The 12,898-nt window shown below is 55.4% G+C and carries 10 protein-coding genes, 1 tRNA gene and 1 pseudogene; 11 read left to right on the top strand and 1 reads right to left on the bottom strand.

Features of this window, described 5'->3' with window-relative positions; genetic code table 11:
• Positions 1-285: 285 nt before the first annotated feature.
• Entirely contained in the window at positions 286-2,109 is a 1,824-nt protein-coding gene (locus QFX05_RS05395; RefSeq protein WP_279741591.1) for an ATP-binding cassette domain-containing protein, read from the top strand.
• Positions 2,110-2,244: 135 nt separating this feature from the next.
• On the opposite strand, the gene QFX05_RS05400 is transcribed toward QFX05_RS05395, so the two are convergent.
• Positions 2,245-2,868 carry a superoxide dismutase gene (locus tag QFX05_RS05400; RefSeq protein WP_279741593.1) on the bottom strand — a complete coding sequence of 208 codons (624 nt, stop codon included), beginning with the start codon at positions 2,866-2,868 and terminating at the stop codon, positions 2,245-2,247.
• A 1,471-nt stretch (positions 2,869-4,339) separates the two neighbouring features.
• On the opposite strand from QFX05_RS05400, the gene QFX05_RS05405 reads away from it, so the two are divergent.
• The 10 genes and pseudogenes from QFX05_RS05405 to QFX05_RS05450 all read left to right on the top strand — a co-directional run bounded on the left by QFX05_RS05405 (position 4,340) and on the right by QFX05_RS05450 (position 12,840).
• Positions 4,340-4,891, top strand: coding sequence for a MarR family winged helix-turn-helix transcriptional regulator (locus QFX05_RS05405; RefSeq protein WP_279741595.1), 552 nt, complete (start codon positions 4,340-4,342; stop codon positions 4,889-4,891).
• A gap of 523 nt (positions 4,892-5,414) precedes the next feature.
• The gene (locus QFX05_RS05410; protein ID WP_279741597.1) at positions 5,415-5,939 is read left to right on the top strand and encodes a ferritin; all 525 of its coding nucleotides are present in this window, start codon (positions 5,415-5,417) and stop codon (positions 5,937-5,939) included.
• Between the two features lie 232 nt (positions 5,940-6,171).
• Positions 6,172-7,524, top strand: coding sequence for a Na+/H+ antiporter NhaA (gene nhaA / locus QFX05_RS05415; protein ID WP_279741599.1), 1,353 nt, complete (start codon positions 6,172-6,174; stop codon positions 7,522-7,524).
• Positions 7,525-7,779: 255 nt separating this feature from the next.
• Positions 7,780-8,466, top strand: a complete 687-nt coding sequence (locus QFX05_RS05420; RefSeq protein WP_279741601.1) for a hypothetical protein — start codon at positions 7,780-7,782, stop codon at positions 8,464-8,466.
• Positions 8,355-8,777 (top strand): hypothetical protein, encoded by a 423-nt coding sequence (locus QFX05_RS05425; RefSeq protein ID WP_279741603.1) that lies wholly within the window; start codon positions 8,355-8,357, stop codon positions 8,775-8,777. The genes QFX05_RS05420 and QFX05_RS05425 overlap by 112 nt, the downstream gene beginning before the upstream one ends.
• Positions 8,778-9,011: 234 nt before the next feature.
• On the top strand, positions 9,012-9,290 hold the full coding sequence (locus QFX05_RS05430; RefSeq protein ID WP_279741604.1) for a hypothetical protein: 279 nt from the start codon (positions 9,012-9,014) through the stop codon (positions 9,288-9,290).
• 1 nt (position 9,291) lies between these two features.
• Positions 9,292-10,257: pseudogene (locus tag QFX05_RS05435) on the top strand (amino acid--tRNA ligase-related protein).
• A gap of 338 nt (positions 10,258-10,595) precedes the next feature.
• Positions 10,596-12,158, top strand: coding sequence for an alanine/glycine:cation symporter family protein (locus tag QFX05_RS05440; protein WP_279741606.1), 1,563 nt, complete (start codon positions 10,596-10,598; stop codon positions 12,156-12,158).
• A 186-nt stretch (positions 12,159-12,344) separates the two neighbouring features.
• Positions 12,345-12,665, top strand: coding sequence for a PLDc N-terminal domain-containing protein (locus tag QFX05_RS05445; protein WP_279741607.1), 321 nt, complete (start codon positions 12,345-12,347; stop codon positions 12,663-12,665).
• Positions 12,666-12,753: 88 nt separating this feature from the next.
• Positions 12,754-12,840: transfer RNA gene (locus QFX05_RS05450), tRNA-Leu, on the top strand.
• Positions 12,841-12,898: the final 58 nt, after the last annotated feature.

Consider the following 12,898-nt stretch of genomic DNA (forward strand, 5'->3'; position numbering starts at 1 on the left):
ACCGAGCATAAGCCCGGACTCAGAAGAATTTTTCGCGCGCTCACGCAGCTTTTTGTGCAGGCATATTCTCTGCACACTTCCATTTTTCTGCGTGTCTCCGTCAGCGCGCACGCACCCGGGCACAGGTACATCCACCGTTACGCTCGGGTTTTTTCACGCCTTTTTTGGGGCGATCCTCTTACCGCCACGCGCTCAGCATAGGCCCCCAAACCGCCGGCACACTACTGCAACGCACCACCGTCGGAGTTTGAGAGCACCCGAGCATCCACACCTCAAGGAGCTCGTATGACACACGTACTTCAGCCGCAGGCGACCTTTCCCCGTTCCGCTTCTTCCCGCGATGCCCGCTCGCACGCCACTTCCCACATGGTTTCCCATGCAGCGGCGCACGTTAGTATCGCCCATCTACACTTTGCGCACCCGAGCCAACCTCCACTGTTTGTGGACCTTTCGGCGGTGTTTTCGGCACCTCTGACCGGGCTCATTGGCGATAATGGTTGCGGAAAAACAACCCTCATGAGGTTGATTTTGGGTGATTTGACCCCGGATTCCGGTTCTTTGGCAGCGCCGGAGCGCATGGCGTATCTACCTCAGGATTTGGGTCTGGACCGGGAGCAGACCCTCGCTGAGCTCTGCGGAATCACCGAGATTCTGTGGGCACTGCAGGCGGTGGAATCCGGCGAATACTCCCCCGAACTCTACGAGACCATCGGGGATAACTGGGATGTTGAGGAGCGCACCCTGGCGGATCTTGCAACCTACGGTTTCACCCCGGCGACCGTGGTTGATCGCGACAACCCGGAGGCTGTTCGCGCGCTCTTTGCCCGTAGCATGCGCAGTTTTTCCGGTGGCGAGGCGGTCATTGCCGCACTTGCCTCACTGATGGTTTCTGATCCCGAGTTCATTCTGTTGGATGAGCCGACCAACAACCTGGACTCCGCGGCGAAGGCTCAGCTCTTCGCCGCGTTGGAGGCGCTACCCTGCCCGGCACTCATCATCAGCCATGATCGCGATCTGCTGGAGCGTGTAAACGTGATTGCGGAGCTTCACGCCGACCGCCAGGGGCTGGCGCATCTGCGTCTCTTTGAAGGTAACTACAGCACCTACCGGCAGGCGCTGGACACCGAGCAGCAGGCGGCTCAGCGTCGCGTGACCGAGGCGAAGAACCGGGTGCGTTCGGCGCATCGCGAGTGGGTGCATGCGCAAGAGATTATCTCGAAGAACATGGCGCAGGTCTGGAAGGACGACCAGCCGGATACAATTCTAGACCTGGCAAAGGATGCCTCACGTCAGGCGGCGGCGAAGCTTCGCGGGCTGCGCGTCGGCAAGCAGGAACAGGCTCAGGAGGCATACCAGAAGGCTCAGGATGAGGTGCGCGTGCAGGAGAAGATCTACGCCGAACTGAGCCAGCAGCCCCTACCCGCGGGTCGCAAGGTACTGGAGCTGCACCGGGTTGATGCCCGGCAGGTTTCACGTGAAACATTCACGGTTCAGCAACCCACCAAGGTTGATTCTCTGCATTTTTTGCCCGCCAAGGCAGATAGCGAGAACCAACAGGGAACCCCGGCGGAGCACCCCGAGCACCTGATTCTCAGCGGCCCCGAGCACCTGCGCATCACCGGCGCAAACGGCAGCGGCAAGACCACCCTCCTTGAGGCAATTGCCCACGCCGGCGACCCGGAGTACCGCTCCCCCGTGCAGCCCGCCTACCGCGTCGGCTACTGCCTCGAGGGGGCGTACATTCCTCAGCGCATCACCCTCGACCCGCAGCTGACCCTCCTGCAGTGCGTGCAGCGGGCTAACCCTGGCGTGAGCGAACAGCATCTGCGTGACCAACTGGCGCGTCTGCTTTTCCGCCGCGAGAGCGTGCACCATAAGACCTGTGAGCTCTCCGGTGGTGAGCGGTTCCGTGCCGCAGTGGCGCAGGTGCTTCTGGCGGATCCGGTGCCGCAGCTACTCATGTTGGATGAGCCGACGAATAACCTCGATATTTCTTCGGTGGATTGGCTGGTGCAGGCACTCGAAGCCTACACCGGTGCGCTCATCGTGGTGAGCCACGATGAGGATTTCTGCCGCCGCATCCGCATTGACCGCACGCTGGCGCTCTAGGGTTCTGCACCCAACCCCGCGGGGCAGCATCTGAATACAACGAACGGGTGCCCGGCACCTCCGAATATGGAGGCGCCGGACACCCGTTTCAGTTACCTCACCGCGGCTACTTCACCGCGCTGACGAAAACTTAGATTAGAGGACCAGGCCCTTGGTCTGGGACACTGCGCGCTCGAAGCGAGCCTGAACGTCAGCCCAGTTCACAATGTTCCAGAATGCCTTGACGTACTCGCCCTTGACGTTCTGGTAGTCCAGGTAGAATGCGTGCTCCCACATGTCCAGCTGCAGAACGGGAATCAGTGCAACGGAGATGTTGCCCTGCTGATCATAAAGCTGCTCGATGATGAGGCGCTTGCCAACGGTGTCCCATGCGAGGACTGCCCAGCCGGAGCCCTGAATGGTCAGTGCAACGTTGGTGAAGTGCTCACGGAACTTGTCGAAGGATCCGAAGAACTCGTCGATTGCCGCTGCCAGCTCGCCGGTGGGCTTGTCGCCACCCTCGGGGGACAGATTGTTCCAGAAGATGGAGTGGTTGGTGTGGCCACCCAGGTTGAACGCCAGGTCCTTGGAGAGCTTGGAGACGTTGCCGTATGCACCGTTCTCGCGTGCCTCTTCAAGCTGCTCGAGAGCTGCGTTAGCGCCTGCAACGTATGCTGCGTGGTGCTTGTCGTGGTGCAGCTCCATGATCTTTGCAGAGATGTGGGGCTCGAGCGCCGCGTAGTCGTAGGGGAGCTCGGGGAGGGTGTACTTTTCAGCCATGATGATGCCTTTCATTAGAATGCTTGGCCTGTATTAAAGATTACCAGCGTAGCGTTTACTTTACTTTTCACGAGTTGGGGAGCGTCACATGTGCACACCAACCCGCATGAGCCTGTGGATTTTAGGCCAAAACTTTTCCCCACGTCTGTGGATAACTCTGTATATTAACAGGCTTTTTAGGCTCGGCACCCTATTCTGCCTTGAAATAACAGGGTATGCACTCATATGAATAACAGTGCTGTAAGTTCTCCACACTGTGGATAACTACTGTGGATAACACCTCTTTTTGGGGATGCGCGGGGGATAAACTGCAGGATTTTCGCTTTCATTCAGGGCGTTTTTCCTTCTACTAGCCAAAATTTTGGACGCCGATAGGGACGCTGAGCGGTCTTATATACCCCTTTACACCAGAGACGGTGGATTAAGTGCACAGGGTTATCCACAGGTGTGGAAAATTTGGCATTCCGCGAATTTAAAGGTAAAAAGATCTTCTGTTTAAGAACTTACCCTCGGTTTTAATGGCTTCAAAAGCCTGTAATTACAAGAATTTTTCTGCAGATCTCTTAAATTGCACCCGCGACGAGCCTCAGGTCTGCTCCGCCAAATCACACGGGTGTAAGTTCTCCACACTGTGGATAACCCCTGTGGATATTATTCTTAGCACGATACGGGGCAACAATACAGTAGGTACGCAGCGTAGCCACACTGTATAGATACGCAACAGCACAGGTGTTTGCACCTCCTCGTACCCCCTCCCACGGCTCGTGCAGCCCTCTTGCTGGCGCCGATATGAAGGCAAAGAAAAAGAGCATCCGACCGTTGGATGCTCTTAGGAGTGAGTTGATAGAAATTTCAGTTAAAAATATACGGTACGGCATGCAGCCCAACCACGAACTGCATCCGCACCGCACATCCGTCGGTAGAAATACGAGTTACTCGTACACCAACGACAATCACCGATAAATAGAGAGTCGAACCTATCGAAGCGAGCTTCCGGTCTCGCCTCGGAGGCTTCCTTCGACCCCGTTATTTTATTAGTGTACATGTTTTCATTACGGTTGCAAAGCTAAAACCGAGATTTTTAAAAATTTTGTTATCATTTCGTTATTTTTCACACTTGGCAAGCTCTTTGCACCCCTCAGAATTTTCACCCAACTCCCTAAAACCCTTGATATTCCGCGGAAGTTAGCTCAATATGCGAGTAGGCTTCTTGGTATGTTCTCCTCTATACTTGTACCGGAAATCTTTATAAATATGCCGTGGAACACTCATGTATCTAAGGTTTTTTGCAACCGCCGCGTGCAAAAAAGATACCCCTAGCACCCTTCAAAAAATTAGCACTAAAGTGTCAACCATTACTTGACCGCACCAATTTAGGGTTACCGGCCATACCTTTCGCTACAATGGGTGCCAGCACACCACACCTCCCCCTATAAGGGAGCCCCATATCCGATAAAAGAGGAACGATCCCGTGTCCACACCAACCACATCTGCGCAGCGGTCCGAAAATACCGCACACAGCGAATCCACCCAATGGCTCTCCCCGCAAGAGCGAGAAGGCTGGCTCTTTATCAGCTCCATCATCTTCACCCTCACACGCAAGCTAGAGAATCAGCTACAAACCGAGGCTGGCATTAGCTTTGTTGAATACATGGTACTCGCAATGCTCTCCGAGTCTAGGGATCATTCCCTGACCATGACCGAGCTGGCAATTACTACCAATACCCTCCCCGCCCGCCTCTCCCGCGTCGTGGCACGATTGGAGAAGGGCGGCTACGTCCGTCGCTCTCTCAGTACAGAAGACCGCCGTGTCAGCATCTGCCACCTGCTCCCCGCAGGCGAGCAGAAGGTGCGGGAGGTAGCACCCAGCCACGTACATGAAGTCCGCCGCCAGATTTTCGACCACCTTACGACCGAGCAGGTTGAGCACCTTGCAGAAATTGGCGAGTCGGTCCTCGGTAACACCCCTTCAAACATCATCTCGATTGACGCACTAAAGCGCGGAGACTACCCCGCCGAATAACCTCCTCCGCTCTGGGTAAGATCGGCCCCTGGTAAGAGTTGAGAAAATCAGAGATAAGGCATATTCCCCACCGGGAACGAGCCTTATCTCTTTAACAGCCCCGTGGAAGCGCGAGAACCATGGCACGCGCAGCCCCTAAAAACCGCCTCAAGTCGCCTGGGGTACCGCTATCTGCGAAGAATTTTAAAAAATTTTTGCGGTATCACGTACCGCTTTGAAATATCGAATGATCGGCTACCGGGCACAGGGGCACCATGTATGCATGCGGGATATTGGGGTATCTCATGCGGCTTTAAACCGCGAAATCTCAAGGAAACACGCCCAATACCACCCATCCCCAAGGAGGTATTCAGGTTACCCACACTAAGGGTTATGGCGACAATATGTCAGGGGTACCTCATCTACCCCACCGATTAGCCTTTTCTCTCTGTACACGCAACAGAGCACCCCGTACGATAAATATCAACAGGTTGCACCGCGCCATCCGGCACTCAGAAGCAATCACCATATAAGGAGAAACCATATGTCTAAGTCTTTCTACGACCTGCTGAGCGAACAGATTGGTCACGAGTTCGCAGCATCTCACCAGTACCTGTCCATGGCTATCTGGCTCGACGGTGAGGACCTGCCCCAGCTGGCTAAGTTCTTCTACCAGCAGTCCCTCGAAGAGCGCGAGCACGCACTCATGATGGTTCAGTACAAGCTGGACCGCGGCCACAAGGTCGAGATCCCCACTGTTCCCGCTGTCAAGAACGACTTCGAGAACGTTCAGGAAATCGTTGACATGTCCCTGGCACAGGAGAAGGTCGTCACCGGTCAGATCGAGGCACTGTTCTCCGCAGCACGCGCTGAGAACTACGCACTGGGCGAACAGTTCATCCTCTGGTTCCTCAAGGAGCAGGTCGAGGAAGTCGCCACCATGGAAACCCTTGTAACCGTCGTAAAGCGCGCCAACGGCAACCTCTTCGACCTCGAAAACTACGTCGCACGCGAGCTGTCAGACGACCACGGCCAGGAGTCCGGAGCACCCGCCATCGCAGGCGCATAATCTCGCATTCGCGCGACTAGAGCACTAGTCGAACACGCAGAATACTAAGCGTTCCGCCCTCACCGCACCACGCGGCGAGGGCGGAACGTTTATACATATACGCTATGAAAGCACACCGCGGTGCACCGTCCAGGAGCTAAAAGCCGCCAGAAGCTACTCGAATACTCATACAGCGCAGAGTAAACTTAAAAGCCTTAGATGCCGCATAATATCGCGGCAGAAAGAGGAGAGAATGACTCACACCAATCCAGATACCCTCAGCCGCGGCTCATATAGCAACTCACGCCGCGTAGCCGATATTCTGCGTGCAGAATCCGTCGGTGGTACCGTACTGTTGATTGCGACGGTGCTGGCAGTAGTACTTGCCAACACCCCCGCATCCACCTTCTACTTTGGTCTGCGAGACACCGTTGTTGGCCCGGTCATCCCCGGCTTCAACCACCTGCAGATGAGCCTCGGTACCTGGGCAGCAGACGGTCTGCTCGTAGTCTTCTTCTTCCTCACCGGTCTGGAGCTGAAGAAAGAATTCGTGACCGGTGACCTCAAGTCACCGTCCACCGCTATTGTGCCGATTGCGGCTGCTTTCGGTGGCGTTGTGGTGCCCGCAATTATCTACACGGCCTTTAACCTCGGTAACCCCACCGCTCTGCACGGTTGGGCTATCCCCACCGCAACCGATATTGCGTTTGCGGTGTCCGTTCTCGCCGCTGTGGGCACCTTCCTACCCTCGGCGATGCGTGTCTTCCTGCTGACCCTGGCTGTGGTCGACGACCTGATTGCAATCTGCATTATCGCAATCTTCTACACCAATAACTTCCACGGCGAGTACCTGCTCTTCGCACTGATTCCCCTCGCCCTTTTCGCGTTCATTGCCTACCGTGGTGAGACCATCTTGCACCTAAAGCCACTGGCTGCCTGGCTGCTGCTTCTGCCCCTGGGTATTATCACCTGGGCGCTCTTCCTTGAGTCCGGTATTCACGCGACCATTTCTGGTGTGGTTCTGGGCTTCCTGGTGCCGGTGAAGATGTCCGCTCGCTCTAAGGCAGCCGAGGCTGAGCACGGTCTTGCGGAGGTGCTGGAGCACCGCTTCCGTCCCCTCTCTACCGGCATCTGCGTACCCATCTTCGCGTTCTTCAGCGCGGGTGTGGCTGTGGGCGGTTTTGAAGGCCTCGGACGCGCCCTCACCGACTCCGTGGCGGTCGGCATTATGGTTGCGCTGGTTGCCGGTAAGACCATCGGTATTTTCGGCACCACCTGGCTCGTAACTCGCTTCAAGAACGCTAACCTCGATCCGGATGTCGCCTGGATTGACGTGGTCGGTCTGGCTGCAACCGCTGGTATCGGTTTCACCGTGTCCCTGCTGGTGGCTGAGCTATCCTTCCCGCATGGCTCCCCGCACACCGAGGATGCAAAGATTGCGATTCTCGTCGGCTCTGTTCTGGCTGCCATTGTGGGCGCGGCTATCCTATCTCGCCGTAACAAGCACTACCGCGCCCTAGCCGAGAAGGAAACCTTGGACGCTGACGACAACGGCATCCCCGACGTCTTCGAAGGCACCTACCGTGACCCGAAGACTGAAGCCTAGCAAGAAATCCTAAGGTCCAGAACCTTCTTACACCCCAATGACCCGCTGATCATGATGTCTCACCGCGCTACCTCACGTCGCCGTACAGAACGAGTAGGGCAGGCACCCGCGCCTCCCTCAAGGTATGCAGAGATATCAGCACGCGTGGTCATTGGGGTGTATTCTTTTGCCACGCTTCTGACCACGTTTGCGTGGATTATCTCTCCGCTGCGGCACGGTTGAGGCTTCACCTGGTGGGAAGTCACCGCAGACCTGTTGAATATCCCATCCACTCACACTCTGCCCAGTGCTATTACGATGATTGTGCTGGTTTCTGGGCTGATTGTGCGCAAGCGCGCTGCCCTCATTGCCATCATCGTTTTTCAGCTGCAGGGCGCGCTGATTGCGACCCATAGCGCTTTTACACTGGTGTTCCCCGCGGGGATTATGCCTAAGGAGCGTATTTTCTCCTCAACGGTCGATATGCTCTCCATCGTGTTTGCGTGTGCGCTGGTGCCGTTCCTTTTTTCGATTCGTTCGGCGTTCCCGGCACGCATTGGTCGCCTCTCGTGGGTGGGTGCGGCTGCTACGGCAGCCGGCGGTATTCTGCTGACCACTTTGGTGCTCTGGTATCTCTGCCGTATTGGTGTGTGGGAACCGTTGCGTTCGGTTACCCCGTGGGAGTTGGTGATGCACGGTATGGGTATTGAGCGTACCCATCCCGGTGTTTGGTCTGCTGATGTGGTGGGTTTCTTGGCCTCTTTCGGTTACGGTGCTTCGCTGGTTGCGGCGCTGAGCATCAGCGAGGCTGGCGCGCGCCTATTAACCGTGCGGGTCTATCGATTATTCAGATGGGTGAGGAGGCGGTCCTTGAGACGGATCGTCTCACGCTCAATGACACATCGATGTTACTGGTGCGTCAGGCGGTTCAGCGTGTGCGCTATAGCGGGTATACAGCGCTGATACGTCGCTTTACGGAGCTGGATGAGCAGCAGCATCAGCAGGTTGCGGAGGGTATTTCGGCGTCGCGTCTGTATCATTTCAATCTGAAGTTTGCCCCGTTGTGGGTTCCTCATTTTTTGGCGACGGAGCCGACGTTGGCGATGGTGAATGTTATGTTTGCTGCGGGCATGGCGGAGGGCTTTTTACCGAATCTGTCGGCACGCCGTTTACAGGATCAGAAGCAGGTTCTTTCTACAGGTGAGTTGGATGCTCTTCACCAGATGCAACTCGCTACTGTGGAAGAGCTTCCTGAAGTGTCGCGTAGCGATTAGACTCAGCATCGTCTGCGCCACTTGGAGGCGCTACGCGCAGCGGGCATGGAGCCGTATCCGCTGGGTGGTGATAAGGGCGGTACTAGTGTATTTGTGTTGGGTGTCCAAAATGCCTGCGTATATTCTCTTCTATAAATATTCCAGATTCAGAATTTATTGTTTCCGGTCGTGTTCGCACGCTTTGTAAGCACAGCGGAGTCCTCTTTGTAACCCTTGTTGAAAAAGGGTGAAACCATGCAGGTTGTCATAGAGCGTAGCTTGGTGGGCGAGCGTTTGCTAAACCTCGCCTCCCGCAACCTGGATACGGGCGACATCATCACCGTGCGGGGCACCTACGGGGCGAGCCGTAACGGCACTGAATCGCTGATTGCCTCCACCTGGCATATGGCGTCGAAGAGCCTGCACCCCATCCCCTTTGACTCCTTTACTGACCCCGAGGTGCGTCTGCGTCGCCCGTTCCACGGACCTGTTGGTGCATCCAGATCAGATTCAGAATCTGCGCCTGCACACTAAGGTGATTAAGGCCTTACGTGCCCGTTTGGATGCGGAGGGTTTCCTTGAGGTGGAGACCCCGATTCTGCATACGGTGCACGGTGGTGCGAGCGCGCATCCTTTCCGCACGTATATCAATGCCTATGGTGAGGATTTGACGCTGCGTATTGCGCCAGAGCTGTATCTGAAGCGTCTGGTGGTGGGCGGTAGCGGTCCGGTGTATGAGCTGGGTCGTGATTTCCGTAATGAGGGTGCTGATGCGACCCATAATCCGGAGTTTACGGTGCTTGAGTCGTATCATCCGTATGCGGATTATGTGCAGATGCGGTAGTTGATGGAGCATCTGATTAAGGATGCCGCACAGGCGGTGTTTGGTTCGGTGTCGTTGCCACTGGGTCATAAGGCTTCGAGCGAGCACACGGTATCTGATGTGTCGGGTCCGTGGCATGTGGTGTCGGTGTGTGATGCCCTGTCGGAGGCACTGGGTCGCCGTGTGGATGTGCAGACAGATTTTGAGGAGTTGCTGGCTTTGGCGCAGCAGCACGGTGTGCGTGTTCATGAGGGTACGGGTCCGGGAGCCATCGTTGAGGAGCTGTATGGTGAGCTGGTTGAGGCGCATACAGTGGAGCCGACGTTCTATAAGGATTTCCCTGCGGAGACGAGTCTGCTTGCGGCACCGCATCGTAGTGTTCCGGGTTTGGCGGAGCGTTGGGATTTGGTGATCAATGGCATGGAGATAGGCTGTGAATATTCCAAATTGGCGGATCCTCTGGTGCAGCGTGAGCGCCTGACGGAACAGTCGTTGAAGGCGGCTGCGGGTGACCTGGAGGCGATGGAGGTGGATGAGGATTTCCTGTACGCCTTGGAGACGGGTATGCCGCCGACGGGTGGTTTGGGTCTGGGTGTGAACCGTTTGGTGATGCTGTTGGCTCAGACGCAGATTCGTGGGGTATTGTCGTTCCCGTTTGTGAAGCCTGAGTGTTCATAGTCCCGGCCGATACCCCCCGTTTATTCGCTAAGCCCGGTGCGAGGTTTTGCGTCTTGTGCCGGGCTTTTTGCGCCCACCCCACTAGTATTGGTGGAACCCTCATGGAGCCTATATTTACTCTGCCCGTATATTAAGTATTCGTTACATTTTGCGCTTGACCCCTTTTTTAAGTTGCTCCGTGAGGGTTGCGCATCCCACAATGAGGTGACTAATCATGCGGAGTATATTTGACTCCGCTGCGCGGCGTGAGTCCGCACCACCCAGCAATGTAACCCACACGTTGTCCCTCTTCCGGGTTTGAGCGTGCGGGCTTTTTGCTTTCAAGATTGGAGTACCGAGTGGATTTTCTTCTGAATATCATCGGGGATATTAATACGCATACTGCAGGGCTAACTTCCTCCGTGGATGCTGTGCAGAACTGGATGTGGAGTAATTTCCTCTACTACGCTCTGATTGCGGCTGGTCTGTACATTACAATTCGTACTCGCGGCGTGCAATGGCGTTCCATTAAGGAAATGATTCGTGTCCTGGGTGACCCGGTTGCTCGTGAGGCTGACGGCAAGAAGAGTATTTCTTCGTTCCGTGCGTTTACTGTTTCGGCGGCTTCTCGTGTGGGTACCGGTACTGTTGCGGGTGTTGCTCTGGCTATTGCTATGGGCGGCCCGGGTGCTGTGTTCTGGATGTGGGTTATTGCTGCTGTTGGTGCAGCTTCTGCTTTCGCGGAGTCCCTTCTGGGTCAGCTATACAAGGAGCGCGGTAAGGATTCCTATATTGGTGGTCCGGCGTACTACATGAAGCGCGGTTTGAATGCTCGTTGGATGGGTTACATCTTCGTGGCGTTCATTGTGGTCACTTATGCGTTTGTGTTTGTGGCGGTTCAGACGAATGCTGTGGTGGATGCTACGGCGAACTCGTTCAACATTGATGTTTCGGGTACTAATTCGATGGGCTTCCGAATCACTATTGGTCTGATTATGGTGGCGCTGACTGGGGCTATTATTTTCGGTGGTATTCGCGCGATTTCTTCGGTGACTGAGTGGCTGGTTCCGATTATGGCGGTGCTGTATCTGTTGCTGGGCCTACTGGTTGTTCTACTGAACATCACTGAGGTTCCGAATATGCTGCTGATGATTTTCCAGGGTGCTTTCGGCATTAAGGAGTTCGTAACCGGTGGCGCGATGGGTGCCGTAATTTGGGGTATGAAGCGTGGTCTGCTGACTAACGAGGCGGGTATGGGTACTGCTCCGAACGCTGGTGCGACCGCTACTATTTCTCACCCGGCTAAGCAGGGTTATGTGCAGACTCTGGGTGTTTACTTTGACACGATGATGGCGTGTACTGTGACTGCGTTTATTGTTCTGCTATCGAACCCGACCTATGGTGATCGTTCTCGTGGTGCGTCGCTGACTCAGTCGGCGCTGGCTATGCAGCTCGGTGACTGGGCGGTTCATTTCTTGACGATTGCGATTTTCATGTTTGCGTTCTCCACTGTGATTGGTAACTACTACTACGGTGAGTCGAATATACGTTTCGTGACTGAGCGTAAGCTGCCGATGAATATTTTCCGCGTGCTAGTTCTGGTATTCGTGTTCTTCGGTGCAATTTCTTCACTGGATCTGGTATGGACTACCGCGGATATGCTGAATGCCGGCATGGTGATTGTGAACTTGACGGCGGTTCTGTTGATGACTCCGCAGGTTGTTGCGGTGTTGAAGAACTATGAGGCTCAGCGTAAGGCTGGTTTGGAGCCGATTTTTAAGGCTTCGGATATGCCTGAGTTAAAGAATCTTGCGGCGTGGGATGGCACCGATGAGGTGACTACCCGTGAGTTCTGGGCTGAGTATGACGCGAAGACTGCTGAGCGTCGTGCTGCTAAGAAGGCCAAGAAGGCTAAGCGCTAGTTTATAAGCCTCGTATAGGCTTTATGGAGGGTCCGTCCTGCTGTGTGCGGGGTGGACCCTTTTTGTGTACCTGAGGCGTATATGAGGCACCCATCAGGGTGGGCTCTGCGCGCCTCCTCGGACTGTTCTGAGGGCCTGGGGGCTCCTCACGGCTCTGTATGCTTAGGGAGGATGTTAGGAGGACTTATGGCTTGGAATAATGTACTGGAGCTGGTGGTCACCATCGTGTTTCTGGCTGGTATTGCGTTGGCGCTACTGTGCTTGGTGACGATTCATCGGAATCCATATTTTTCTGAGGTGCAGAAGTTGAAGTGGCTTTTGCTGGTGTTGTGCCTGCCGTATGTGGGTCCGGTGACGTGGTTGTTGCGTGCGCGTTTGGAACGTATTGACCGGGAACATGCTGAACACGAGCGTATGGCGCGGGAGCAGGGTTCTGAGGCTGCTTCCGATGGAGTGTCCGATCGCGCCTCGGAGGCTCCCTCTGAACCCTCCACCACCTTAAAGTAACAAAGGTCACACTCACTCAATTGGACAGCACCGCATGCAGTCCGTATAGTTTTATGTGTTGCCTACAGTGATACACCGTAAGACACATGCGCGAGTGGCGGAATAGGCAGACGCGCACGGTTCAGGTCCGTGTGCCCGTGAGGGCGTGGGGGTTCAACTCCCCCCTCGCGCACCAACGATCCCCGGTTCGAAAGAACCGGGGATTTTTTCATATCCATAACCATTTCCCCGCT

Source organism: Rothia similimucilaginosa, from assembly GCF_029850875.1.
Lineage (GTDB): Bacteria > Actinomycetota > Actinomycetes > Actinomycetales > Micrococcaceae > Rothia.